The sequence below is a fragment of the Luteimonas sp. A649 genome (assembly GCF_054072735.1).
In genome coordinates this window covers 1,214,030-1,238,776 of record NZ_JBSVRQ010000001.1, presented here as the reverse complement: position 1 = coordinate 1,238,776, position 24,747 = coordinate 1,214,030, and the positions used below count along the sequence as shown (strand labels likewise).

Sequence of the window (24,747 nt, the reverse complement as noted above, 5' to 3'; positions counted from 1 at the left end):
CCAGGAGTGCGCTTCCAGCCCGGAAGCCGCGGGACGCTACTGCTTCCAGAGCACCGGTGCAGCGAGTGCGCCCAGCCGCGCCTGGTCGAGGATCTCGAGCTCGCGGCGGTCGACGTGCAGCAGCGCGTCGGCCTGGAAGCGTTTGAGCACGCGGCTGACGGTCTCCGGCGCCAGGCGCAGGTAGTTGGCGATGTCGGTGCGGGCCATGGTCAGCTGGAAGCGATCGGGCGAGAAGCCGCGCGCGGCCAGGCGGCGCGACATCATCACCAGGAAGGCCGCCAGGCGTTCGTCGGCCGTCCAGTCGCCGGCGAGCAGGGCGGCACGGCCGATGTCGCGACTGAGCAGGCGGAACAGGTGCTGTTGCAGGCCGGGCAGGCGCCCGGCGAGCACCGAGATCTTCGGGAACGAGAAGCGGCACAGCATCACCGTGTCGAGCGCGACCGCGTTGACCGGGTAGGTGTCGCCGTCGATGCCGTCCAGGCCGATCACCTCGCCCGGGAAATGGAAGCCGAGCACGTGCTCGCGGCCATTGGGATCGATGATGTAGGTCTTGACCGTGCCTGCACGCACCGCGGCGATGGCCTCGAACGGGTCGCCGACGCGGAAGACGTGGTCGCCGGCATGCAGCGGGCCGACGTGCTCGACCAGCATGTGCAGTTCGCCCAGCGACCCCTTGTCCATGCCCTGCGCCATGCACGCCTGCGAGAAGGCGCAGGTGGAGCAGAAGTGGAAGGCATCGCCGTCGTCGGCCAGCACGCTGGGATCGACGCGTGGGAACGCGACCTTGTCATTCACCACGCCGGCGCCTCCCCTTGCGTCAGATCGCGCGAGAGAAGCGGGGCCGTGTATCGGGGTCGGCGGGGGCAGGGGTGAGGTAGCGATCGAAGCACATGGCAATGTTACGCAAGAGCAGCCGTCCGCGCGCGGTCACCTTGATCCGGCCGGGCTCGATCCGCACCAGGCCGTCGTCCTCCAGCGGCTTCATCTTTTCCAGAGCCTCGGCGAAATATTCCCGGAAAACAATGGCATGCCGGCGCTCCAGCGCGTCCATCGGCACTTCCGCCTGGCACATCAGCTGCTGGATCAGGTCGGCGCGGATCACGTCGTCTTCCTCCAGGCGCATGCCGCGGAACACCGGCAGGCGGCCTTCGTCGATCGCGAACTGCCAGGACGGCAGGTCGCGCGGGTTCTGGCTGAAGGTGTCGCCGATGTGGCTGATCGCGCTCACCCCCAGGCCGACCAGGTCGCTGTCGGCGTGGGTGGTGTAGCCCATGAAGTTGCGGTGCAGGCTGCCACGCGCCTGGGCCATGGCCAGGTCGTCGTCGGGCAGGGCGAAGTGGTCCATGCCGATGTACTGGTAGCCGGCACCCGACAGCTTGGTGATCGCCAGTTCCAGCAGCGCGAGCTTCTCCTCCGGGCTGGGGAGGTCTTCGGCCCTGATCTGGTTCTGGGGGCGGAAGACCTCCGGCAGGTGCGCATAGCCGTAGACCGCCAGGCGATCGGGACGCATCTCCACCACGGTGTCGAGCGTGCGCGCGAAACCTTCCGGATTCTGCTTCGGCAGGCCGTAGATCAAGTCCACGTTGACCGAGCGGAAGCCGTTGCCACGGCAGGCATCGACCACCGCACGCGTTTCCTCGACCGACTGGATGCGGTTCACCGCTTCCTGCACGACGGGATCGAAATCCTGCACGCCGAAGCTGGCACGGGTGAATCCGATCCGGCCCAGCTCGGCGATGTCGGCGGGCGACACGAAGCGCGGGTCGAGTTCGATGGAGATGTCGCTTTCTTCCGGGCGCCCGAAATGGAACTGGCGGCGCAGCGCGTCGACCAGTTCGCCGATCTGGCCTGGATGCATGAAGTTCGGAGTGCCGCCGCCAAGGTGCAGCTGCACCACTTCGCGGTCGCGGTCGAAGAGCGCAGCGGTCATGTCGATCTCGCGGTACAGGCGCGCCAGATAGGTCTCGGCGCGCGACTTGTCGCGGGTGATGATGCGGTTGCAGCCGCAGTAGAAGCAGGGGCTGACGCAGAACGGAACGTGGACGTACAGCGACAGCCGGCGCGGGATCGGATCGCCGTTGCTGGCGGCAGCGGCGTCGCGCAGATGGTCCTCGCCGAACGCATTGTTGAACTGCGGTGCGGTGGGGTAGGAGGTGTAGCGCGGACCGGGCCGGTCGTAGCGGCGCAGGAGCTCGGCGCTGAAGGGGAGGGAAGCGTCCATGGGAAGGGATCGTGCCGCAGCCGCGGCGGGCACGCCTTGATTCCGGTCAAGCATGGGGCAGGGCGGTCGCGGGCTAATCCGACACGATCGGCTTGAGCTGCCTCAAGCACCGCACGTAGCGCTTCGGCTAGTATCCGCGCACACCCGCCCTCCGGGCATGCACGCACACATGGAGCCAACGATGAACGCGAAGCCGTCCGTTTGCCTGTTTCCTTTCGCCGCAGCGCTCGCGCTCGCCCTGGCCGCTACCGGCTGCAGCGCTGCCGTCGCCACAGACGCGGACCAGGTGGAACAGGGCACCGGAGACCAGGTTGAAACCATCGTGCAGGCAGAGGTCGCGGTGCGCGGAGCCGTCTCCGCCATCGATCTCGAACAGCGGCTGGTGACCCTGGATACCGGCACCGGCTCCCGCGTCCTGCCCGTCGACCCGCGCGTCGCCGACCTCGACAAGCTCCGCGTGGGCGACGTCGTGGACGTGCGTTACCACCGTTCGATCCTGTTCGACATCCAGCCCGGCGGCACGGCGGAGCCGGGCGCCTGGATCGCCGAAGACGGTCGCGCGGGCGACGGCCCTGACGGCGCACCCGCGCGCGTCGGCGAACAGGAAGTCACGGTGCTGGCAACTGTGGTGGAGGTCGATGGCGGGGCGGGCGCATTCACCGTCCAGGGTCCGACGGGCAATGTGCGCACCCTGCAGGCCGAGACGCCCGAGCATCGGGAAGCGGTCAGGAAGATCACGGTCGGCGACCTGCTGCGCGTGCGCTTCCGCGAAGGTTTGGCGGTGTCGCTTGCGCCGGTGGAGGTGCACTAGCGGATACGTTCCCGCGCCCTCGCTGGCGCGGGGAACCGGCATTCACCCGTTTGGCAGGAGGCCGTATGCGGGAAGCATCCAGGGAGGGTGGGTGGCTGGCGCTGTTGCTGGTCGTGGGCGTGGCGATGCCGGGATCGATCGCTCCAGCCGCTGCGCAGACCGTGCAGAAGTGCGTGGGCGCGGATGGCCACGTCACGTTCACCAGCGGTGCGTGTGCGGACGGTCATCTGCTCGCGAACACGTATGACGCCGTGCCGGAGCCGGCCGCGAACGCCGCGGCTGCGAGACCCGTCCCACAGCAGCGACAGACCGGCGCTTCGTCGCGATCCGCTACGACTGCCCGAACCGGCTCGCGGACCACGCGTCCGGCCCGGACGACGACGCGCGGCAAATCAGACCGTTGCCAGGCTGCCCGCGACCGGCGCGAGCAGACACTCCGGCGCGTGGGCCTGAAGCGGACATTCGATCTGTTGCGGAAGCTCGATGACGAGGTCTGGGCGGCCTGTCGATAGAGCGGGGTGGGCGACTCAGGTGCGCACCAGGCGCGCCACGGACTCAGCGACCGGCGCCTCGCCTTCGGGCAGCTCGATGATGATGTGGCTCACCGCCGGGTGTTCGATCTCCACGCCACCCTTGCCCGAGCCGCCGATGATGAAGACCTTGAGCATGATGAATGCCTCTTCGATGTGTGGAGTCCGGATCAGATCACAGCGGCCGTATGCGCTTGGTGTCGCGTCATTGGGGCAATCACCGGGCCGCGAACCCTTCCAGGACGATCTTGCCGCGCGCCTTGCCGCTTTCGATCAGGCCGTGGGCCTGTTTCAGCGTGGCCGCGTCGATGGGGCCGAGGCGTTCGGCCAGCGTGGTGCGCAGCGTACCGGCGTCGACCAGGCGCGAGACCTCCTCGAGCACCGCGCCCTGGGCGGCGATGTCGGGGGTATCGAACATCGAGCGGGTGAACATGTATTCCCAGTGCACCGACACGCTCTTGCGCTTCAACAGGCCGAGTTCGAACGTCACCGGGTCATCGATCAGCGCCAGCCGGCCCTGGGGCGCGATCAGCGCGGCGATCTGCGCCAGGTGCTCGTCGGTGTGCGTCGTCGAGAAAACGAACGCGGGGGCACCGAGCCCGAGCGCGGCGACCTGGTCAGCCAGTGGCTGGCGGTGGTCGATGACATGGTGGGCGCCGAGGTCCTTGACCCAGGCGTGGGTTTGCGGCCGTGACGCGGTGGCGATGACGGTCAGGTCGGTCAGCCGACGTGCAAGCTGGGTCGCCATCGAGCCGACGCCGCCCGCGGCGCCGACGATCAGGATGGCCGGTGCCGCGCCCGGCACCTGGTGATCGCGGACTTGCAGACGCTCGAACAACGCTTCCCAGGCGGTGATCGAGGTCAGCGGCAGGGCCGCTGACTCGGCCCAATCGAGGCTGCGCGGCTTGTGGCCGACAATGCGCTCGTCGACCACGTGGAACTCGGCGTTGGTGCCGGGCCGGGTGAGCGAGCCGGCGTAGAACACCTCATCGCCGGGCTTGAACAGGCTGGCGTCGGGGCCGGCCTCGACCACCACGCCGGCGGCGTCGAAGCCCAGCACCTTCCACGTGCCGGCCTCGGGTTGCGCGTTGCGACGGACCTTGGTGTCGACCGGATTGACCGACACCGCGCGTACCTGGACCAGCAGATCGCATCCGGACGCGACCGGTCGCGGCAGTTCGATGTCGACCAGGGCAGCGACGTCGTTGATGGGTCGCGAGGTCTGGTAGCCGACGGCACGCATGACGAAGTCCTTCAAGGCGGGGCGCATCAATGTGATGGATGGGCATGTTCTTCGCAAGAATGCACATGAATCATCCAAGTGTCGAAGGTGTATCCGCAAGGTGGAGTACAGCCTGGCCGAGCGCGGCCGCAGTCTGGCACCGGACTTCAGAAGGTATAGGACTCGCCGTCCGCCGGAACCAGCACGCGTTCGGGATCCATGCCCGTTGCCTTGATGTGGTCGTGCAGGTCCTGGCGCGTCTGCATGGCGTGATTGACGGCTTCCATTCATCGCCATGCTGTCCACCGGTGATGCTCAGCTGCGTACCGTTGAAGACGATGTTGCGGGTCAACACGCGCACGTCGGTGAAGTCATCCTGGCGGATGTCGACAAAAGCGCTGAAACACCTATACTTCAATAATTGAAGTAATAGGTACCGGCAAATTGAAAGTGAAGTCTTTCGCAGGAATGCGGTGTTCCATCGCGGGCGCGCTCGAGCTGATCGGGGATCGCTGGACGCTGCTGCTGATCCGCGACCTGTCGCTCGGGCTCCGCCGCCATGACGCGCTGCGCGAGAGCACGGGCATTCCCACCGCCACGCTGGCTGCGCGCCTGAAGCATCTGACGCAGCACGGCATCGTCGAGCAGTCGCGGTACCAGGAGCGACCACCACGGGTCGAATACCAGCTGACGGCCAAGGGCCGCGACCTGTGGAAGGTCAGCGTCGCACTGCGCGAATGGGGCGACCGCTGGGATGCGAGCGGCGTTGGCGCGCCGACCGTGGAGACGATCGATTGCGAGACCGGGCGACCGCTGCGCCTGGCGCTGGTCGACCCCGAGACCGGCACGGCCGTGCCCACGAACCGCATCCAGCTTCGCCCCGGACCCGGTGCCGACGACGGCGTTCGCCATCTTCTGAACAACCTCGCCACAGGAGCAGCCCGATGACGCAACCGCTCGAACTCTTCTACGATTTCCGCAGCCCATACAGCTACCTTGCCTTCACGCAGCTACGCGAGATGGGCGTCGACCTCGTGCTCAGGCCGATGATGGTGCTGAAGGTGATGGAGGCGGTCGGCAACGTGCCGACCACGCTCACCTGCGCCGCCAAGAGGCGTTACGCCCGCGACGACCTGGCGCGGTGGGCGCAGCGCTACGGCTTCGCTCTGAACCCGTCGGACATGCGCGCGAACGATGGCGATGCCTGTTCGCGCGCGGTGCTGGCGGCGGGCTCGCCCGCGGATGCCGCGACGATCACGCTGGCGCTGTACCGCGCGTGCTGGAGCGAAGGCAAGGCGCTGGCCACGAAGGACGACATCCTTGCCGTCATCGCCGCGGCCGCAACCGGGATCAATGTCGACGCCGACGCGATCGCCGCGCGGATCGATGCGCCCGAAACGATTGCGCAGCTGGAGGCCAACACCCGCGAAGCCATCGAGCGCGGCGTGTTCGGCTCACCGACCATGTTCGTCGGCGACGCGATGTTCTTCGGCAACGACCGTCTCGATTTCGTGCGCGAACATCTCGCGCACCTGGAGCAAGCTGCATGACCGACAAGACCACCAAACCGCTCGCCCTCGTGACCGGGGTCGGCCCCGGCACCGGCACTGCCCTGGTGCGGCGCTTCGCCGAGGGTGGCTACCGCGTGGCGATGCTGGCGCGCAACGCCGATCGCCTCGCGGCGCTGGAAGCAGAGATCCCCGACACCATCGCGGTGCCCTGCGACGTGACTGACGTGGCCGCGCTCGAGCAGGCCATCGCCGAGGTCGGCATGCCGAAGGTGGTCGTCCACAACGCCGTGGGCGGTGCGTTCGGCACGTTCATGGAGATCGAGGCGGAGACGCTGCAGAAGAACTTCGACATCAACACGATGGCGCTGTTCAACCTCGCGCGGCTGACCGCCCCGGCGATGGTGGAGGCCGGCGAGGGCGCGTTGATCGTGACCGGCAATACCTCTGCCCAGCGCGGCAGGGAGGGCTTTGCCGGGTTCGCGCCGACGAAAGCGGCGCAGCGGATCCTGGCCGAATCACTGGCCCGCGACCTGGGACCGAAGGGCGTGCATGTCGCCTATCTGATCATCGACGCGGTGATCGACGTGCCCTGGCAGCGCGAGCGGCTGCCCGAAGCGGCGGACGACTTCTTCATCTCGCCCGCCTCGATCGCGGGCGAGGTCTGGCACCTCGCGCACCAGCCGCGCGACGCCTGGTCGTTCCTCGCCGAAGTCCGGCCCTTCCACGAGCCGTGGTGAGCGCCGTGGACACGTGGGGAGACGACGCGCTCAACGGCCTCGAGCAGCTTCGCGCCCTGATGGTGGCCGGAGCCAACCAGCCGCCGATGGGCGAAACGCTCGGCTTCACGCTGGTCGAGGTCGATCGCGGCCATGCCGTGTTCGAAGGCACGCCCGACCGGACCGTCTACAACCCGCTTGGCTCGGTGCACGGCGGCTATGCGGCGACCCTGCTCGACAGCGCCTGCGGCATTGCCGTGCACAGCCAGCTCGACGCCGGGCGCGGGCACACCACCCTCGAACTGAAGGTGTCGTACCTGCGCCCGCTCACCGACAGCAGCGGCACGGTGCGCGCGGCCGGCCGCGTCGTCTCGATGGGACGGCGCGTCGCGTTCGCCGAGGCGACGCTGCATGACGGCGAGGGTCGCTTGTGTGCGACGGCCACGTCGACGCTGCTGGTATTCGATATCGAGCGCTGAGCGATCGCATTCCGTGCGCTCCTCCCGTTCGAGAATTCCCATGAGGCAACTGAGATGGACAAGACGATGAAAGGACTGGAACTGCGATCGCTGGCGACGTCCGATGGACAGCTTCGCCTGAGCCTGGAGATGGTCGTGCTGGATGAGCCCGGCCCGGATGAGCTGGTGGTGCGGGTCGAGGCCACGCCCATCAATCCATCCGACCTTGGGCTCCTGCTCGGCCCTGCCGATGTATCGACCGTCCGGGCCGAAGGCGCGCCGGAACGGCCGGTGCTGGTCGCCGACATTCCGCAGCAGCGCCTGGCGGCCATTCGCAGTCGGCTGGATCAATCGCTGCCGGTCGGCAACGAAGGCGCGGGCACCGTCGTCAAGGCGGGTCGCGATGTGCAGCATTTCCTTGGCAAAAAAGTCGGGATGCTGGGCGGCGGGATGTATACGCAGCTGCGCAAACTGCGGGCGCAGGACTGCATCCTGCTGCCCGATGACGTGGACGTCGCGGACGGCGCGTCGATGTTCGTCAATCCGCTGACGTCGCTTGGCTTCACCGAGACGATGAAGGCCGAGGGGCACAGCGCCATCGTGCAGACCGCCGCCGCTTCGAACCTGGGCCAGATGCTCAACAGGATCTGCCTTGCGGACGGGATCGGGCTGGTCAATATCGTGCGCAGCAGCGCGCAGGCGGCGATTCTCCGCGAGATCGGCGCACGCCACATCGTCGACAGCACGTCGCCCGACTTCCAGGCCGAGCTGACGGAAGCGATTGCTGAAACCCGCGCCACCATCGGCTTCGACGCCATTGGTGGCGGCAAGCTGGCCGGCCAGATCCTGCAGGCGATGGAAACGGTCGCCAGCCGCGGCGTCACCACCTACAACCGCTACGGCTCGGATGCGTTCAAGCAGGTCTATATCTACGGCGCCCTGGACACCGGGCCGACCGTGATCGATCGGACGTTCGGCTTTGCCTGGAACGTCGGCGGATGGCTGCTTTTCCCGTTCATGCAGAAGGCGGGCCAGGAGGTCGCGGCGCGGATGCGCCAACGTGTCGTGGATGAGCTGACAACGACTTTCGCCAGCCACTACACGAAGACCATCAGCCTCACGGATGCGCTCCAGCCAGAAATTTTGGCTGCGTACGAGCGCAAGTCGACCGGCGAGAAGTATCTGATCAACCCGTCCTTGCAGGTGTAAAGGGGTCACGTGGCGATACTTACGATCGCGATTGCAATACACGAACATGTGCAGGCGCTGGACGTCGCGGGGCCGGTCGACGTGTTTGCCGAGGCAAACGGTCATGTTCCGGCCGGGGATCATTACAAGACGGTCCTGGTTGCAGCGGATCGCAAGCCGCTGCGGACATCCGGCGGCATGCTGGTGGTGGCCGACATGACGTTCGAGGAGGCGCGACGCGACTTCGACATCATCCTGGTGGCAGGCGGGCCGGAGCTGCCGGACACGTTGCCCGATGCCGAACTGCTGGAGTGGGTGGGGGAAGCGCCGCGCAGGTCGACGACCTACGGTTCGATCTGCACGGGCGCGTTCGTGCTCGGCCATGCCGGCCTGCTCGATGGCCGGAGGGTCACGACCCACTGGCAGAGTGCCGCCCAGCTGGCACGCATGTTCCCCGAAGCGAAAGTCGAAGCCGATTCGATTTATGTCCGCGACGGCCGACTCATAACGTCTGCCGGTGTCACGGCCGGGATCGACCTTGCCTTGGCGCTGGTCGGTCAGCGTCATGGGCCGGAGGTGGCCGTGGCCGTCGCCAAGCGGCTCGTCGTGGTGGCGCAGCGCCAGGGCGGCCAATCCCAGTTCAGCCCCTATCTCACGCCTCCCGTCGATCCCACGTCGTCGGTGGCGCTCGTCCAGCAACACATCGCGGCGCATCCCGCCCAGCGGCACGCGCTCAAGTCGCTTGCCGGCGTGGCGGACATGAGTCCGCGCAACCTGATCCGCCATTTCGTCCAGGAAACCGGAATCACCCCGCACGAGTTCGTCCTGCGGGCACGGATCGACGCGGCCCGAAAGGTCCTGGAAAGCAGCGACCTGCCATTGAAGACCGTGGCATACGACTGCGGTTTCGGAACCGCGGACCGCATGCGGATCGTCTTCAGGGAACGCCTCGGCGTGACTCCCGCGCAATACCGCGCCCGGTTCCGGCACCAAGAAACATCCCCGGCGTCATGAAATCGCGCTGTTCTGTCACGATCCGGCGCAAGGGTTTGATTGTTGCCAGGCGGATAACTGCCGACACTTGAGGTCAGTATTTTCCAGGAGTGGATTTCCATGACCGAGACCATCGCCGGCATCCGCGTGCCCGACAGCCCGCTGGTGCGCGCCGCCACCCAGCTTGTGCGCGACACCGAAGACGACCTGCTCTACAACCACAGCCGGCGCGTATTTTTATGGGGGGCGCTTTCCGGCAACCGGCGCGGCCTCGAATACGATCCGGAGCTGCTTTACCTGGGTGCCATGTTCCACGACATGGGCCTGACGCAGCGGTACTCGAGCGCCGACTTGCGCTTCGAGGTCGACGGCGCCAACGCGGCGCGCGACTTCATGAACGGCTATGACGTGCCCGAGCGCGACGTCGAAGACGTCTGGACGGCCATCGCACTGCATACGACGCCCGGCATCCCTGGGCACATGCGGCCGACCGTGGCCTTGGTGACCGCTGGCGTCGAGATGGATGTGCTCGGCATCGCCTACGACGAGTTCAGCCAGGAGCAGCGCCACGAGGTCTGTGCCTGTCATCCCCGCGAGGCGAACTTCAAGGAAGGCATCATCGACCACTTCGCCGATGGCATCAGGAAGAAGCCGGACACCGCGTTCGGCAACGTGAAGGCGGACGTGCTGGCGCTGAAGGTGCCGGGATACCGGCGGACCGACTTCTGTTCCATCATCCGCGGTTCCGCCTGGCCGAACTGATCAGCGGAATTGAGCAGCGATCCCGCGCCACGAGGGAGCGCGTGAGGCCAATCGTATTCCTGGGCCTGAGCCTCACCGGACCGGAGGCGCGCGCGGTCCTGGATGCGGAGTACCGCGCGCCCATCGTCCGCGGCGACCTGGATGCCATCGCTGAACCGGCGCAGGTCGTGATCGTCGACGGCCTGCTTGACCCTGACCTGCGGCTGGACCCCGAAGAAGCCGCCAGGGCGCTCGCTCGCGGCCTCGACCTCCACGGGGCCGCGAGCATGGGCGCGGTGTTGGCGGCGCGGCTGGAACCCCTGGGCATGAAAGGTGCAGGGCAGGTGTTCCAGATACTGCGGACGCTGGGTGGCGACCGGGAGGATCTGGTCCAGACACTGTTTGCGCGCGACGGGTTGGAGTTCAGGCCGCTCACGGTGCCGCTGATCAACGTGGTGGCCGGCCTTTGGTCGAGCGGATTGGGAGCCGGCGAACTTGCTGCGCTCGTCCACGTGCTCCGCGCCATCGCGCTGGATGCGCGGACCTGGGAGAACATCGAGGCTGCCGTTGCCGGCGCGGGTTTCCACCTGCCACCTGAGATCCGCCTGATGGACGCCAAGCGTGAGGACGCGCTCTGCCTGCTTCGGCAACTCAGGTAGCCGAGGAAAGCCTGCGACTCAGGCGTGCACCAGCCGCGCCACGGACTCTGCAACCGGCGTGTCGCCTTCGGTCAGTTCGATGATGATGCGGCTCACCGCTGGCTGTTCGATGATCCCCAACAGCGTCGCGGCCACGTCGTCGCGCGGCACGTCGCCGTAGGGAATGGCCAGGCCCGTGCGCACCTTGCCGGTGCCGGGCGCGTCCAGCAGCGTGCCGGGGCGCAGGATCACCCAGTCCAAGTCGGACTCGGCCAGATGCACGTCGGCGAGTTTCTTCACCGCCATGTAGTGCTCGAACGTCTCCGACACCGCCTTGCCGCGGGCGGCCTCGGGGAAGGCCGAGACCAGCAGGAAGCGCTGGATGCCCGCCTGCTGCGCCGCCGCGACCGCCAGTTCCAGCCCGCGGCCGTCGATGGCGTCGATCATCTCCGCTCCGCCCTTGCCGCCGGCGCCGGCCGAGAAGACGACCACGTCGCTGCCGGCCATGCGCTGCGCCAGTCCGTCGGCGTCGAGTTCCAGCAGGTTGCCTTGGACCGGGACGGCGCCCAGGGCTTCGAGTTCGCCGGCCTGCTCCGGCTTGCGGTACAGCGAACGCGGCTCATGCCCGCGCGCCGCGAGCTGTTGGGCGAGGCGGCGGGCGACTTTGCCCGAGCCGCCGATGATGAAGACCTTTCGCATGATGGGTTCCTCTTCGCTGTGATGTTTCGCCGCAGTTGCCACGAGTTGCCGCGTCGATAACAGACATGCGCGCCAAATCCCGGCAATCAAGCCAGATAGGCGTTACCTCTTCAAAAGGTATAGGACTCGCCGTCTTCCGGAACCAGTACGCGCTCGGGATCCATGCCCGTTGCCTTGATGTGGTCGTGCAGGTCCTGGCGCGTCTGCATGGCGTGATTGACGGCTTCCATGTGGCTGCCGATCACCTTGGCCCGAACCGGCCCAGGGGCCGGCGAGTTCGATGCGTTGCTTCGTCGGGTCGATGATCAGCGTTTCCATGTCGCATTTCCCCCTGCAAGTGATTGATCTCAATCCATTTGCAGGCGAGGGCGGGAAGCGGCAAGGCCGATTGCTGCAACGATCAGGGCCATGAACAGGCTGACATAATGTGCATTATGCGAAGTGTTAGAACGGACGGCGCGGGTGGCACAGTGACTTGCCCGCTTCATTCTCGGAGGCTGGGATGGCCATCTGCTGGCACTGTAAAGCCGAGTCAAGCAACGACCACCATGCGCGCGTGGTCTATAACCAGACCGCGCTGCATGGACCGTGGCGCGGATGGCACATGGCTGGGCAGCGACTCGTCAGCCCAAGCGGCGATTGGGTCGCACCGCACCTGCTCGACCGTTGGCTGTACCAACACAGCCGCTTGCATCCCTACCGCTGAAAAGCCGTGCTGCATGCAACCGCGGCGACATTCAGGCCTGCGCTATGGTCGCAGCTGGTGATTCATTGGGGGAAAGCAGCATGGCACGCCGTCAATCGGATCCCGCGCCGTGGGGATTCTCTGCCACCGCTTGGCAAGCGCTCGCGTTCGTGCTGCTCGGATTGCTGGCGCTGACCAATGCAGCGTGGTTCTACAACGTGCGCGTCGCGCGTGCCGAGGCCGCGGCCGTTACGCCCGCAGCAGCGCCGATCAGGACCGAGCGAGTCATCTACCAGACGCCTGATGGCCAAGAGCTGGCAGGACCGAGCGCCTACCCTACCCCGACGCCGGCTGCACCCGTACAACGCCGCCCAACCGACCAGGCAAAGCCGCTGTCCGGAGACGAGAAGTGCATCGGAGGAACCCGCTTCCGCGTCAGCGGAAGCACCTGGACGCAAAACGGCACCTGCTAAGGCAGCGCGAACCGGACAGGCCTCCCTCAGCGGCAGGTGGTGTCGCCTAGGCGTCGGTGCTGCAGCGCCTGGTAGTACCGACGCTGTTGCGATAGGTCGTGTTGCCGAAGGCATTGGACGAAGCGCGGGTCGCGGTCCCATCGCTGTTGCGGCACGTGGTGTTGCCATACGCGTCGGTGGAGCAGCGGGTCTGCGCCAGCGCGCTGGAATGGGCCGAGATCAGCCCGACAAGCACGAGCGGAATGATCTTCATGTTTTCTCCTGCTCCTGAAGGCGCCCGAGCTCAGCGACAGAGCCCAAGACCAACTGCTCCAATACATCGGCATCGATACCGGAGAGCCGGCGGATGGATCGGCTTGGTCTTGTTCTCGGCCATGGTGTCGAGGTCTGTTCAGGCTTCCAACGAATCAGGCCAGAGGAAATAGGCCCCGTAACGCTGCCCCATCCGGAACTCCCCGCCGGCGGCCTTTCCAGCCTCGGTGAGGTAATGCTTCTCGCCCCTGATTTCCAGATAGCCGCGAGCGACCAGCTTGTCGAGCAACTCAGCCGTCTTCATGCCGAGCTTCCTTGCAAGCTTGGATGAGGTCAGCTTGCCCGTGTCGCCGGCCTCCTCCTGTCCTCCATCCTGCTCCGCCTCACCAGGCTCATCGACCGTCACCCGCTCCATCGAGATTCGCACCTCATCGCTGATGCGGATGATGCGCTGCGCCTCTTCGTAGCCGTCGCGATACAGCTCGGCATCATCCTGACGGCGGATCAAGATGCCCATCTCGTTGTTGTTGACCTGGCTGAACTCGTAGAGGTTGAGGCTGGTGACGATGCACAGCTCCTCGTTGAGATAGCACTTGGCATGCAGGTTCTTGCAGAAGCTCGTGCGGATGTAGGTCTGCTCGCGCAACCAGCTGATCTCTGCCGGCTGCAGCTCGCTCTTGCCGTAGACGATCCGCACGTCGATCTTCAGCCGGTTCTTGTCGGCTAGCAGCTCCTTTACCCGGTCGTTGAGCTTCAGGTAGGGGCTGATGAGGATCAGGCGATCCTTGGCGTCCTTGATGAGCTCTTCAAGGAAGTAGTTGGTCGCGCTGGTATTGAGGAACTTTGCCACGGGCTACTCCTGTTCCCGAAAATGCCGGACGCTGCGTCACGCCCGGTCGAAACGAACTGGCTCGGGTCCGCGGTTCTGCGCGCGGACCACGACGGTGCCGGCCAGCTTGTCGTGCCAGCCCTGCTTCTTCGGGTCAAAAGCGACCCAGATGATGCCGAGGAACAGCGGGATCGTGGACACGAAGTAGGCGATGTAACGGCCAATCGCCTGGCCGACGCTCATCGGATTTCCGGTTCGCGCATCTACTACGCGCGCCGAAACCGCCATCTTCCCGGGCGTCGCCTGCTTGTAGACCCAGAACAGGACCACTGCGACGAATGGCAGGACCCATGAGATCAGGAAATCCGCAGGACCAGCAAAAAATGGGGCTTCGTCGTTCGTGAAGTACTCCCATCCGTAAATCATCACGGTAAGCGGAAGAGTCACCAGCAGGATGATGATCCAGTCGATGATGGTTGCGCCAACGCGTGCCAAAAAGCCTACGTACTCCAGTTCCTGGTCCTGCATTTGAAGCCCCCTGTTTTAGTTGTGCTGCTCGATGTTCTCAATGCTGTCGCTCAGATGCACCCAGCTGCGCTGGTGGGCAGCATAGATGGACGCCCGGGTTGCGGAAAGCCGGGCAACGGCCTACCCCCGCAACATAGCCACCCTCCTGCTCCTGCGCTCTCCCCAGCGCCACCAATTCGGCAGCCGCTTCTTCCGCGGGCCGCGTGCAGTGCACTTGGCCGCGATCTCATCGATTGAGAGCGCCACTGGACTGGCAGCGAGGATATCGGCCACGGCGCGCACCTGGGCAACGGTGTCATTTGGCCATGGCTGAGGCTTGATCGCTGGGGCTGCAGCGGGTTCTTGGTCGGTCCCGGCTGCTCCTCCGGCTTTGCGGCCGCGATGATCTCTGCGCCGTCTGCTCGACCAGTGAACGTTGGCCGCGGGTCGGAACAGCCGTCCCGTACCCCCATAACCAACCCTAATCCACTGCCCGGGCAGACATCCACTACCGGCAAAGAGCGAACAGCCCACCTCGCTCGGCTCAGGACGGCTGGCCAGAGGAGCGCTCCGCCCTTCTCGTCCTGTGGCCCTGACGCCTGCCAGGCTATGCGACTCCTCTTTGATCGACCTGCGCGCAAGCGCCGCCCACCGCGCTGGAACGACGATGTATACCCGCGCAGGCGACGTCATAGTTCCGAGCCTCCTGGCGATCGTGCACCGGCAGGCTTCCGACTGGCCCCGCCGATGCGCGCAGCGGACAATAGTCACCATGAAACCCCACGACAGACCGGCCGAAGCCACGCCGGACCTGAGGAAATACGCCTGGCTGGCCATCGTGACCGCTGTGCTGACGGTCCTGCTCAAGGGCAGCGCCTGGGCCATCACCGGTTCGGTGGGCCTGCTGTCGGACGCCGCCGAGTCGATGGTCAACCTGGTGGCCGCGATCGTCGCCCTGGTCTCGCTGACGATCGCCGCCCGGCCGGCCGACGACGACCACCACTTCGGCCACAGCAAGGCGGAGTACTTCTCGGCCGCGCTGGAAGGCATCATGATCTTCGTCGCCGCGGCCTCGATCATCTACCTGGGCATCGATCGCCTGTTCAACCCGCGGCCGCTGGGATCACTCGGCATCGGCCTCGCCATTTCGATCGTGGCCGCTGTCCTCAACGGCGTCGTCGGGCGGATCCTGATCAAGGTCGGCACCCGACACCGCTCCATCACTCTGCGCGCCGACGGCAAGCACCTGATGACCGACGTGTACACCTCGGTCGGGGTCGTGGTGGGCCTGGGGCTGGCGTGGCTGACGGGCTGGAACTGGCTGGATCCGGTGATCGCGATCCTGGTGGGCGTGAACATCCTGGTCACCGGCTACCGGCTGATGTCCGAATCCGCCTCCGGCCTGATGGACGCGACCCTGTCCGCGGAAGACAACGCCAGGATCCATGCCATCCTGAACGCGCACGCCGAACCGGGTCGGATCGAATTCCATGCCGTGCGCACGCGCGAGTCCGGCGCCCGCCAGTTCATGGAGATGCACATGCTGGTGCCCGGTGACTGGACGGTGCTGCGCGGGCATGACGCCATGGAAGACCTGGTGGAGAAGATCGTGGCGGAGTTCCCGGCCATGCGCGTGACCGGGCACCTGGAACCGGTCTCCGATCCCCGCAGCTACGAAGACATGACCCTGTAGCCTGTCAAGGGGCCGGCTGCGGAAGCCACAGCTCCACGGCGTGCTGCGCATGGTCGTCGCGCAGTGGAACGACCAGCCCGGGCTGCTCCATGCCGTCGACCAGCAGTCGCGGCGGCATGCCTTTCCCGGCTTCCTGGCGCACGTGGATGCAGTAGACCGTGTCGCGGTAGCGATAGCGCACGCGGTAACCGGGCCAGTCGGGCGGGATGCAGGGCGACAGCCGCAGGGTGTCACCCTCGAGCCGCAGGCCCAGCAAGGATTCGACGACCAGCCGGTACATCCAGCCGGCCGAGCCGGTGTACCAGGTCCAGCCGCCGCGGCCGACGTGCGGTTCGACCGCGTACACGTCGGCGGCGACCACGTAGGGTTCCACCTTGTAGGTCGCGATGCGTTCTGCGGTGTCGCCGTGGTGGATCGGGTTGATCATGCGGAACAGTTCCCACGCGCGTGCATGGTCGCCCAGCTCGGCGAAGGCCATCGTCGCCCACACCGCCGCGTGGGTGTACTGGCCGCCGTTCTCGCGCACGCCGGGCACGTAACCGCGGATGTAGCCGGGGTCCTGCCCGGTCTTGTCGAATGGTGGATCGAGCAGCTGCACCAGGCCTGCATCGCGCCGCACCAGGCGCTGGTCCAGCGACTCCATCGCCTGCCTTGCGCGCACCGGATCGGCGGCGCCCGACAGCACCGACCAGCTCTGCGAGATCGAATCGATCCTGCACTCGTCGCTCTGCGCGGAGCCCAGCGGCATCCCGTTGTCGAACCACGCGCGCCGGTACCACGCGCCATCCCAGGCATGGTCTTCCAGCGCCTGGCGCAGCTGCGTCGCGCGTTCGAGGCAGCGTTCGGCGAACAGCAGGTCGCCGCGGTCGCGCGCCAGTCCGTTGAAGCGGTTGAGCACGTCGTACAGGAAGAACCCCAGCCACACGCTCTCGCCGCGGCCGCCCTCCCCCACCCGGTTCATGCCGTCGTTCCAGTCACCGGTGCCGATCAGCGGGAGGCCACGTTCGCCGAACAGGTCGAGCGCGCGCTGCAGGCCGCGCACGCAGTGCTGGTACAGCGTTTCACGCAGGCCGGAGCGCGAAGGCAGGTCGTAGTAGGACTCCTCGTCCGGGTCGACCTGGCGACCTTCGACGTAGGTCATGCGTTCGTTGAGCACGTCACGGTCACCGGTGGCCTCGACGTAGCGGCAGGTGGCCAGCGGCAACCACAGGTAGTCGTCGGAACACCGCGTGCGCACGCCGCGGTCCAGCGGCGGGTGCCACCAGTGCTGCACGTCGCCTTCCAGGAACTGGTGTTCGGCGCACAGCAACAGGTGGTCGCGCGCGAGCTTCGGATCGGCGTGCAGCATCGCCATGATGTCCTGCAGCTGGTCGCGGAAGCCGAACGCGCCGCCGGACTGGTAGTAGCCGCTGCGGGCGAAGTAACGGCAGCCGATGGTCTGGTAGAGCAACCAGCCGTTGGCGAGCAGGTCGACGGCTGGCTCGGGTGTTTCCACCTGTACCGCGCCGAGCGTGCGCAGCCAGCCGACGCGGACCTCGTCGAGGGCGTCCCAGGCCGCGTCGCGCCCGCGCGTCTCCTGCAGCGTCGCCAGCGCCTCGGCGCGCGTACGCCCTGCGCCGAGGCGGAATATCACGTCGCGCGACTGACCGGGCGCCAGGTCCAGCGGCACCTGGATCGCGGCGCAGGGATCGAGTCCAGCGCCAAGTCGCCCGGACAGGCGTTCGCGCGTCATCGCCGCCGGCGAGCGCAGGCTGCCGTTGCGGCCGATGAACTCGTTGCGATCGCCGCTGGCGCTGCGGCGCGCCTCCTCGCCGTGCCATCCCCCGGTTGCGACGTCGGCGGCGAAGAACGCGGCCCGGCCGCTGAATTCGGTGTTGTAGGCATTGCGCGCCAGCACCGCAGCGTGTTCCGTGGCGGGCTCGGTCACCACGTGCATGTGCGTGCGCGCGTGCAGGTCGCCGAGGATCCATTCCACGTAGCCGGTGGCACTGAGCCGGCGCGTGCGGTCGCCGGTGTTGCGCACGCGCAGCACGCTGAACTTGACGGCCGCGTCGCGCGCCACGTAGACCCACAGCTCGCTGGCGACATCGTCCTGCTCGTGCTCGTAGACGCTGTAGCCGAAGCCATGCCGCACCCGGTACACACCCTCGCCGCGGCAGGGCAGCGGCGTCGGCGACCAGAACCGCCCGGTCTGCTCGTCGCGCAGGTAGAACGCCTCACCGTTGCTGTCTCCCACCGGATCGTTGTGCCACGGCGTGAGGCGGAACTCGTGCGCGTTCTCCGCCCAGGTGTAGCCGGTGCCGGATTCGCTCACCACGCAGCCGAACTGCGGGTTGGCGAGCACGTTCGACCACGGCGCGGGCGTGTTGTCGCCCGGCTGCAGGTCGATCACGTATTCGCGACCGTCGGCCGAGAAGGCTCCGATGCCGTTGCCATCGCGCAGCGGTCCGGTGCCCGGGTCAAAGGGCCACGGGTCGAAGGCCGCGTCGCCGCCGCGGCCGGCGCTGGCGTGCTCGTCGGCGGTGGGCATCGGCATCAGCTCGTACTGGGTGGGCTGCGGCTGCAGCGGCGGCATCACCGCCTCCGGCGGCCGCCGATGCGCGATCTGTTCGGCCAGCGTGCCGTGCGCGTCGCTCACGATCACGCGTGCCACCGATTGCAGCAGGATGCGGTCCTCCTGCGGCAGCTGGTGTGCGGGTCGGACGAAGATGCCGCCGGGGCGGTCGATCACGTGGGCTTCCACGCCGGCCGATATCAGGCCCATGATCTGGTCGTGCAACTGCTGGCGATAGCCGCCCTGCTCGTCGTTCCAGATCACCAGGTCGACGGTCAGGCCCTTGAGTCGCCAGTACGCGTAGGCCTGCACCATCTGCCGCACCAGTTCGATGTTTTCCGCGTCCTCGATCTGTACCAGCACGATCGGGTGGTCACCGGAGATCGCCTGCCCCCACAGCCCCGACTGGCCGCGGCGGTTCTGCAGCAGCAAGGATGGCTCTGCGCGCAGCGCCGGGTTCCCGTGCAGCACCAGCCCGGCCAGGTGCTCGTACAGCTGCGCGTCGGCCTGCGAGGCGTTGATCTGGCGACGCACCACCTGGCTGTGGGTCCAAGCCAGGTCGAACACGCGGTCGGCCAGCCGGCGGTCCCGGTATTTGTCGACCAGCACCCGGCAATCGTCGCGCGCCGCCGCCACGCCGCTCACCATGTCGATGGTCGCGGTCTGGTCCGGCGCCAAGTTGATCCGGAAGCGGATCGCGACCACCGGGTCGAGCACCGAGCCCTGGCTGTTCGACAACGGCGCCGGCTCGAGCATGGCGCGCGGCGCGCGCGCGTCGTGGCCGCGACCGATGAACCGCGAGCGGTCGGTCTCGTAGGAGATTTCCACGATGTCCGCGTCGTGCACCGCGACCAGATGGAACATCCACGACGGCACCTCGTCGTGCGCGCGCGGGCGTCGTGTGCACAGGATCGCCTGCCGCTCGGGCACCAGTTCGGTCTGCACGAACAGATTGCTGAAGGCCGGATGCAGTTCGTCCGAGATCGCCGGCGCCAGTACCACCTCGGCGTAGGTGGTGACTTCGATCGTGCGCGCCGTGCGCGACTGGTTGGTCACGTGCAGCCGGCGCAGTTCGATGTCGTCCTCGGGCGACACGGCGATCTCAAGGTGGGTTTCGAAGCCCTGCTTGCGGCCGCGGAACTCGGCCTTGGCGTCGGAGAAGATCGCCTCGTAGCCGGACACCTCCACGGCCGTGGGCTGGTACGAGGCCGACCAGAACTCGCCGCTGTCCACGTCGCGCAGATAGCACCAGTTCCCCCAGGGATCACGCGTGCCGTCCTCGCGCCAGCGCGTCACCGCCATGTCGTGCAGGCGGCTGTAGCCGCCGCCGGCGGTGGTCAACATCACGTGGTAGCGGCCGTTGGACAGCATCTGGATCGCCGGCCGCGGCGAAGAGGCGTTGCGGAAGATGCGCAGGCGGGTTTCAGGGGTGTCGGACATCACGGCCGCGCCGGCGACTTCGGTCGTGTGCGGATGGAAGGCGCCGGTGCGCGGGATGCGCTCCTGCAGCAGCAGCAGCGTGGCCCTGAATTCGGGGTCGGCCACGAACCGGCGCTGCATCGGCTGGTCGTGGAGCAGGTAGTCCAGCGCCAGCAGCCCCATGCCCTGGTGGTGGGCCATGAACGAGCGCACCAGCGCGTGCGGCTGTCCGCGCGGCAAGCGCGCAGGTGTGTAGTCGATCGCCTCGTACATGCCGTAGCGTCCTGCGAAGCCGGCGGCGGCCATCTGCTGCAGGTTCCGGCAGGCCTCCCCGGGCGCGACCATCAACGCCATCATGCTGGCGTAGGGCGCGATCACCAGGTCCTGCGCCAACCCGCGCCGCAGGCCGAGTCCCGGCACGCCGAAGGCGCGGTACTGGTAGTTCATGCGCGCGTCGACGGCGTTGTAGCCGGATTCGGAAATGCCCCAAGGCACGTCGCGCTGGCGTCCGTACTCGACCTGCCTGGCCACGCTCACCTGCGCGGTCTGGTCGAGCAGCGAGCCCTCGTAGCTGGGCATCACCAGCTGCGGCATGAGGTATTCGAACATCGAGCCGCTCCACGACAGCAGCGCCGGGTCGCCGTCGATGTCGGTCAGCAACCGACTCAGCGCGAACCACGCCTCCTGCGGCAGCTGGCCCCGGGCAATGCCGATGAAGCTGGCCAGGCGCGCTTCGGACGCCAGCAGGTCGTAGTAGCCGGGGTCGCTGCGGTGCTCGTCGACGTTGTAGCCGATGGTGAGCAGATGGCGGCTGCGGTCGTAGAGGAAATCGAGTTCGCTCTGCGCGCACTGGCCGGCGACGTGGGCCAGGCGCTCGAACTCCACGATGCGGGCCCTTGCGGTGGCCTGCACCTGCGCGTCCGGCGAGGTGCGCGACAGTTCGCGCAAGGTCGGGATCGCCGACGTCGACAGCGTGGGCGGCAGCCACGCCAGCGCGGCGCTCGCGGCACGGCACTGTGCCAGCAGTTTCCGCCCCCAGTACGTGGCCTCCGTCGGCACATCCGCATCGGAATCCACGCCGGCCGGTGCGTCGTGCGCGGCCAGTGGTTCAGCCAGCACCGTGAGTTCGGCAAGCGCCAGCACGGCTTCGCCGCAGGTGACCGGCGATGCGGCGAGCAGCGCATCGATCCTCACGCGGAAGGCCTCGGCTACGCCGACGCCGGCTTCCTCCAATACCCCCGCGGCATCGCGCAAGCCCTGCCAGGTAGCGGGTGCCAGCACCGCCGAATCGGGCTGTGCCAGCAGTCCCTGGCGCAGGGTCAGCAGATGTCCGGAGAGGTTGCCGCTGTCGACGGTGGACACGTACAGCGGCGGCAGCGGGCGCAGCGTTTCGGTGTCGTACCAGTTGTAGTAATGGCCGCGATGCCGCGGCAGCAGCTCCAGTGTCGCAAGGGTGTTGCCGACGCGTTTGGCCATGGCATCGGCCTGCTGGTAGCCGAAGTCGTGCGCGGACAGGTTGGCGAGCAGCGACAGGCCGATGTTGGTCGGGGACGTGCGCCGCGCAACCGGCGGCGAGCGATGCTCCTGGATGTTGTCGGGCGGCAGCCAATGGTCGGCGGCGGTGACGAAGTCCTCGAAGTACGCCCACGTGCGCCGCGACAACCGGCCGAGGAACCTGCCCTGCTCCACCGACAGTCCGTGCGCCGCGCGCGCGCGCGGCCGCCCGGTCCACCAGGCCAGCCAGGGCGACAGCAGCCACAGCCCGAGCAGCGGCGCGGCCACGGGCAACGCCATCGGCTGCAGGCGGAAGAGCGCGGCCGCCACCACAAGCGCGAACGCGGGCGCGAACCACATCGAACGCAGTGACGCCGCCAGGCCGTCGCCCAGTGTCTTCTCGACTTCGCTGGAGGGACTCCACTGCAGCATGCGCCGGCGCGACACCAGCACCCGCCACAGTGTCCGCACGATGGCGTCGAGGCTGTAGAACGCTTCGTACGGCAGGAACGCCGCGCCCAGGACGACCCTCGCAAGATCGTGCCCCGCCGCCTGCACGCGATGCAGCAGGTGCGCGCGCAGCGGCAGCTCGTCCGGCTTGTCGAGCAGCGCGGTCATGGCCGTCACCAGCGGCGCCAGCAGCAGCGTCGACAGCACCCACAGCGTCCAGCGCAGCGGGTGAGGCGCGAGCAGCCAGCCAAGCACGAACAGCGACACCGTCGCCGCGGGCACGAGGCTGCGGCGCAGGTTGTCGAGCAGCTTGCCGCGCGAGAGCATCGACAGCGGGTTGCGTTCGCGGCGGCCTTCGCCGCCAGGCACCCACGGCAGCAGCCACGGCAACAGCTGCCAGTCGCCGCGGACCCAGCGGTGCCGGCGCTTGACGTCGAGTGCGTAGCGCGACGGATAGTCCTCGTACAGCTGCACGTCGCTGACCAGTCCGGCACGCGCGTAGCAGCCTTCGAGCAGGTCGTGGCTGAGGATCCGGTTGTCGGGGAAGCGCGCGTCCAGCGCCTGCCCGAACGCCGCCACGTCGTAGATGCCCTTGCCGACGAACGAACCCTCGCCGAACAGGTCCTGGTACACGTCCGAAACGGTGCGCGTGTACGGGTCGATTCCCGGCTCGCTGCCATACAGGCGCACGTACCACGAACGGCGTTCACCGCCCATGCGGGTGCCGACGCGCGGCTGCAGGATGCCGTAACCCCCTTCCACCACGCGCCGCCGCGGATCCAGCCGCGCCCGGTTGAGCGGATGCGCGAGCGTGCCGACCAGTTCGCGCGCGGCGTCGCGCGGCAGGTGGGTGTCGGTGTCGAGCGTGATCACGTAGCGCACGCCACGCAGCACGCCCGGCTCGCCGGCGATCATCGAGAACGCGCTGGCATCGCCTTCGTGCAACAGCGAGTTGAGCGCGGCAAGCTTGCCGCGCTTGCGTTCGTGGCCCATCCATCTGTATTCACGCGGGTTCCAGGTGCGCGGCCTGTGCAGGATGAAGAAGATGTCGTCGCCGCCGCTGGCGTGGCGCCGGTTGAGCGCTTCGATGTCGTTGCGCGCCGTCGCCAGCGCTTCGGCATCTTGTGGCAGTGCCTGCTCGTCGGCATCGAGGAAGTCCGTCAGCAGGGCGAAGTGCAGGTTGCGGTCGCGGTTGGCGAGGAACCTCACCTCCAGGGCGTCCACCAGCGGGCCCACCGTCGACGCGTCCCCGATCATGGTCGGCACCGCCACCAGCGTGCGCGCATCGTTCGGAATGCCGGCGGAGAAGTCCAGTCGCGGCAGCGCCCGTGGCAACACCAGCAGCGTCGCGAACCAGTTGACCAGGACCACGCCCAGCTCGCTGAAGGCAATCACGCACAGCACGCCCACCAGCCACAGCACGTCGCGCGCGCCAAGGATCGCCTGAGCGTCATGTACCAGCCCGGAGGTGAACAGCGCGACGATCGCGATGATCGGCACCAGATAGGCCGGCAGCGGCACGTGTCGGGTTCCGCGACGCAGCGAAGCAAACGGCCTGCCCTGCAGGGACAGCGCCCGTTCCAGCTGCGTGCGCCCGGCATCGATCAGGTAGTAACCCACGTGCGCGCTGCAGTCGTCTCTACCCGTTTGCTCCGCGCCTGCGCGCGCCAGTTCCAGCACGGCCGATGCGACTTCGGTCTCGGGCAGTTTGCCGCGACGGGCGATGTACTCGACCACATGGCGGTAGCGGTCGCGCGTGGCGAAGTCCATCCGCCTGTAGGTGCCGCCGGGGTCGTCGCGCAACGTGGCCTCGACCATGCTCAGTGTTTCGACGAACTTGCGCCAGTCGGTCATCGCCAGCAGACGCAGGCTGCCGATGCTGTTGCTGATCGACACCTGGTCGGCGGCCTGCTGCTGGCTTTCGGCCTGCACCAGTTGTGCGATGCCCTGCTCGTGGTCGGCCAGCCACTGTTCGATCCAGGTCAGTGGCAGGCCCAACGCCGCGCCTTGCCCCTGCAGGCGGCGCACGATCTCAGCGACGAACGCGCTGCTCGGCGGCGGCCGCGAACGCGCCATGTCGGCGATCACCAGCACCACGCTCTTGGGATCGGACTCTGCCATCGCCGAGAAGCGGTCGGCCCAGAAGTCGGCAAGGTCGCGGTCGATTCGGCCGGCAATGACCTGCGCGCTGACCCGGCGCAAATTCTCGATCAACGCCAGCCGCAGCATGATCGGGATCGCCCACAGCTCGCCAAGCGTGAGCGGCGTGACCGACTGGTAGGCGGCGATGAAGCGGTCCAGGCTCTCGACGTCGACGCGACCATCACCGTGCGAAATCACGTTGAGGGCGATGTCGTAGACCCGCGGGAGCTGATCGGACGGGCCGCCTTCCAGCCGCGGCAATTCGCGGCTGTAACCCTTGGGCAGGTGGCGGCGGGCGATGCGGACCTGTTCCTGGACCAGATACAGGTTGTCGAGCAGCCAGTCGCCGGCAGGGGTCAGCCTGCGCTTGGCGTGCGCGGCCTCGCCGAGCAGCTTGCTGGCGCGTTCGATCACCGCCTCGTTGGCGCTCAGCCGCGCCAGCAGCAGGTCGGCGCTGCGGTGTCCGCTCAGCCGGTGCGCCTGTGCCAGCACGCGGCCGTGCCGCTCCATCTGTTCGGCGC

At 67.4% G+C, this 24,747-nt stretch carries 20 protein-coding genes; 11 read left to right on the top strand and 9 right to left on the bottom strand.

The genetic code is table 11. The features are described from left to right. Positions 1–36 precede the first annotated feature (36 nt). Together ACW5E8_RS05805 and hemN are read right to left on the bottom strand one after the other, a co-directional pair. Complete coding sequence (locus tag ACW5E8_RS05805; RefSeq protein WP_456964521.1) at positions 37–795, bottom strand: helix-turn-helix domain-containing protein; 759 nt, start codon at positions 793–795, stop codon at positions 37–39. A gap of 22 nt (positions 796–817) precedes the next feature. Next, positions 818–2,221 (bottom strand): oxygen-independent coproporphyrinogen III oxidase, encoded by a 1,404-nt coding sequence (gene hemN, locus ACW5E8_RS05800; RefSeq protein WP_456964520.1) that lies wholly within the window; start codon positions 2,219–2,221, stop codon positions 818–820. A 181-nt stretch (positions 2,222–2,402) separates the two neighbouring features. Here hemN and ACW5E8_RS05795 point away from each other — a divergent pair, with 181 nt between their 5' ends. Next, the gene (locus ACW5E8_RS05795; RefSeq protein ID WP_456964519.1) at positions 2,403–3,032 is read left to right on the top strand and encodes a hypothetical protein; all 630 of its coding nucleotides are present in this window, start codon (positions 2,403–2,405) and stop codon (positions 3,030–3,032) included. Positions 3,033–3,559: 527 nt separating this feature from the next. Here ACW5E8_RS05795 and ACW5E8_RS05790 read toward each other — a convergent pair. After that, positions 3,560–3,700 carry a hypothetical protein gene (locus ACW5E8_RS05790; RefSeq protein WP_456964518.1) on the bottom strand — a complete coding sequence of 47 codons (141 nt, stop codon included), beginning with the start codon at positions 3,698–3,700 and terminating at the stop codon, positions 3,560–3,562. Between the two features lie 79 nt (positions 3,701–3,779). After that, positions 3,780–4,805: a zinc-binding alcohol dehydrogenase family protein gene (locus ACW5E8_RS05785; protein WP_456964517.1), complete on the bottom strand. Its 1,026-nt coding sequence runs from the start codon at positions 4,803–4,805 to the stop codon at positions 3,780–3,782. Positions 4,806–5,252: 447 nt separating this feature from the next. On the opposite strand from ACW5E8_RS05785, the gene ACW5E8_RS05780 reads away from it, so the two are divergent. From ACW5E8_RS05780 to ACW5E8_RS05745, 8 genes are all read left to right on the top strand, one after another. Then, positions 5,253–5,732, top strand: coding sequence for a winged helix-turn-helix transcriptional regulator (locus tag ACW5E8_RS05780; protein ID WP_456964516.1), 480 nt, complete (start codon positions 5,253–5,255; stop codon positions 5,730–5,732). After that, positions 5,729–6,334: a DsbA family protein gene (locus tag ACW5E8_RS05775; RefSeq protein ID WP_456964515.1), complete on the top strand. Its 606-nt coding sequence runs from the start codon at positions 5,729–5,731 to the stop codon at positions 6,332–6,334. Before ACW5E8_RS05780 ends, ACW5E8_RS05775 begins: the two co-directional genes overlap by 4 nt. Continuing rightward, positions 6,331–7,032, top strand: a complete 702-nt coding sequence (locus tag ACW5E8_RS05770; RefSeq protein ID WP_456964514.1) for an SDR family NAD(P)-dependent oxidoreductase — start codon at positions 6,331–6,333, stop codon at positions 7,030–7,032. The genes ACW5E8_RS05775 and ACW5E8_RS05770 overlap by 4 nt, the downstream gene beginning before the upstream one ends. A gap of 5 nt (positions 7,033–7,037) precedes the next feature. Further along, positions 7,038–7,490 carry a PaaI family thioesterase gene (locus ACW5E8_RS05765; RefSeq protein WP_456964513.1) on the top strand — a complete coding sequence of 151 codons (453 nt, stop codon included), beginning with the start codon at positions 7,038–7,040 and terminating at the stop codon, positions 7,488–7,490. A gap of 54 nt (positions 7,491–7,544) precedes the next feature. Next, a complete protein-coding gene (locus ACW5E8_RS05760) occupies positions 7,545–8,678 on the top strand; it encodes a zinc-binding dehydrogenase (RefSeq protein WP_456964512.1) in 1,134 nt (377 codons plus the stop codon). A 9-nt stretch (positions 8,679–8,687) separates the two neighbouring features. Then, a complete protein-coding gene (locus tag ACW5E8_RS05755) occupies positions 8,688–9,671 on the top strand; it encodes a GlxA family transcriptional regulator (RefSeq protein ID WP_456964511.1) in 984 nt (327 codons plus the stop codon). Between the two features lie 99 nt (positions 9,672–9,770). Next, entirely contained in the window at positions 9,771–10,412 is a 642-nt protein-coding gene (locus ACW5E8_RS05750; RefSeq protein ID WP_456964510.1) for an HD domain-containing protein, read from the top strand. Positions 10,413–10,453: 41 nt separating this feature from the next. Continuing rightward, on the top strand, positions 10,454–11,050 hold the full coding sequence (locus ACW5E8_RS05745) for a TfuA-like protein (protein WP_456964509.1): 597 nt from the start codon (positions 10,454–10,456) through the stop codon (positions 11,048–11,050). Between the two features lie 18 nt (positions 11,051–11,068). Here ACW5E8_RS05745 and ACW5E8_RS05740 read toward each other — a convergent pair whose 3' ends face one another. Next, on the bottom strand, positions 11,069–11,728 hold the full coding sequence (locus ACW5E8_RS05740; RefSeq protein ID WP_456964508.1) for an NAD(P)-binding oxidoreductase: 660 nt from the start codon (positions 11,726–11,728) through the stop codon (positions 11,069–11,071). Positions 11,729–12,514: 786 nt separating this feature from the next. Here ACW5E8_RS05740 and ACW5E8_RS05735 point away from each other — a divergent pair. Continuing rightward, positions 12,515–12,886: a hypothetical protein gene (locus ACW5E8_RS05735; protein WP_456964507.1), complete on the top strand. Its 372-nt coding sequence runs from the start codon at positions 12,515–12,517 to the stop codon at positions 12,884–12,886. 46 nt (positions 12,887–12,932) lie between these two features. Here the strand turns inward: ACW5E8_RS05735 and ACW5E8_RS05730 are convergent, their stop codons facing one another. The 3 genes from ACW5E8_RS05730 to ACW5E8_RS05720 all read right to left on the bottom strand — a co-directional run bounded on the left by ACW5E8_RS05730 (position 12,933) and on the right by ACW5E8_RS05720 (position 14,495). Further along, entirely contained in the window at positions 12,933–13,139 is a 207-nt protein-coding gene (locus ACW5E8_RS05730; protein ID WP_456964506.1) for a hypothetical protein, read from the bottom strand. 138 nt (positions 13,140–13,277) lie between these two features. Next, entirely contained in the window at positions 13,278–13,988 is a 711-nt protein-coding gene (locus ACW5E8_RS05725) for a phospholipase D family protein (protein ID WP_456964505.1), read from the bottom strand. 36 nt (positions 13,989–14,024) lie between these two features. Next, complete coding sequence (locus tag ACW5E8_RS05720) at positions 14,025–14,495, bottom strand: RDD family protein (protein WP_456964504.1); 471 nt, start codon at positions 14,493–14,495, stop codon at positions 14,025–14,027. 751 nt (positions 14,496–15,246) lie between these two features. On the opposite strand from ACW5E8_RS05720, the gene ACW5E8_RS05715 reads away from it, so the two are divergent. Further along, entirely contained in the window at positions 15,247–16,167 is a 921-nt protein-coding gene (locus ACW5E8_RS05715; protein WP_456964503.1) for a cation diffusion facilitator family transporter, read from the top strand. Positions 16,168–16,171: 4 nt separating this feature from the next. On the opposite strand, the gene ACW5E8_RS05710 is transcribed toward ACW5E8_RS05715, so the two are convergent. After that, on the bottom strand, positions 16,172–24,736 hold the full coding sequence (locus tag ACW5E8_RS05710) for a GH36-type glycosyl hydrolase domain-containing protein (protein ID WP_456965251.1): 8,565 nt from the start codon (positions 24,734–24,736) through the stop codon (positions 16,172–16,174). Positions 24,737–24,747: the final 11 nt, after the last annotated feature.

Coding starts and splice junctions, on each gene's coding strand:
- hemN (WP_456964520.1), bottom strand. CDS start 2,221: ATGGACGCTTCCCTCCCCTTCAGCGCCGAGCTCCTGCGCCGCTACGAC.
- ACW5E8_RS05795 (WP_456964519.1), top strand. CDS start 2,403: ATGAACGCGAAGCCGTCCGTTTGCCTGTTTCCTTTCGCCGCAGCGCTC.
- ACW5E8_RS05790 (WP_456964518.1), bottom strand. CDS start 3,700: ATGCTCAAGGTCTTCATCATCGGCGGCTCGGGCAAGGGTGGCGTGGAG.
- ACW5E8_RS05785 (WP_456964517.1), bottom strand. CDS start 4,805: ATGCGTGCCGTCGGCTACCAGACCTCGCGACCCATCAACGACGTCGCT.
- ACW5E8_RS05780 (WP_456964516.1), top strand. CDS start 5,253: ATGCGGTGTTCCATCGCGGGCGCGCTCGAGCTGATCGGGGATCGCTGG.
- ACW5E8_RS05775 (WP_456964515.1), top strand. CDS start 5,729: ATGACGCAACCGCTCGAACTCTTCTACGATTTCCGCAGCCCATACAGC.
- ACW5E8_RS05770 (WP_456964514.1), top strand. CDS start 6,331: ATGACCGACAAGACCACCAAACCGCTCGCCCTCGTGACCGGGGTCGGC.
- ACW5E8_RS05760 (WP_456964512.1), top strand. CDS start 7,545: ATGGACAAGACGATGAAAGGACTGGAACTGCGATCGCTGGCGACGTCC.
- ACW5E8_RS05750 (WP_456964510.1), top strand. CDS start 9,771: ATGACCGAGACCATCGCCGGCATCCGCGTGCCCGACAGCCCGCTGGTG.
- ACW5E8_RS05740 (WP_456964508.1), bottom strand. CDS start 11,728: ATGCGAAAGGTCTTCATCATCGGCGGCTCGGGCAAAGTCGCCCGCCGC.
- ACW5E8_RS05735 (WP_456964507.1), top strand. CDS start 12,515: ATGGCACGCCGTCAATCGGATCCCGCGCCGTGGGGATTCTCTGCCACC.
- ACW5E8_RS05730 (WP_456964506.1), bottom strand. CDS start 13,139: ATGAAGATCATTCCGCTCGTGCTTGTCGGGCTGATCTCGGCCCATTCC.
- ACW5E8_RS05720 (WP_456964504.1), bottom strand. CDS start 14,495: ATGCAGGACCAGGAACTGGAGTACGTAGGCTTTTTGGCACGCGTTGGC.
- ACW5E8_RS05715 (WP_456964503.1), top strand. CDS start 15,247: ATGAAACCCCACGACAGACCGGCCGAAGCCACGCCGGACCTGAGGAAA.
- ACW5E8_RS05710 (WP_456965251.1), bottom strand. CDS start 24,736: ATGGAGCGGCACGGCCGCGTGCTGGCACAGGCGCACCGGCTGAGCGGA.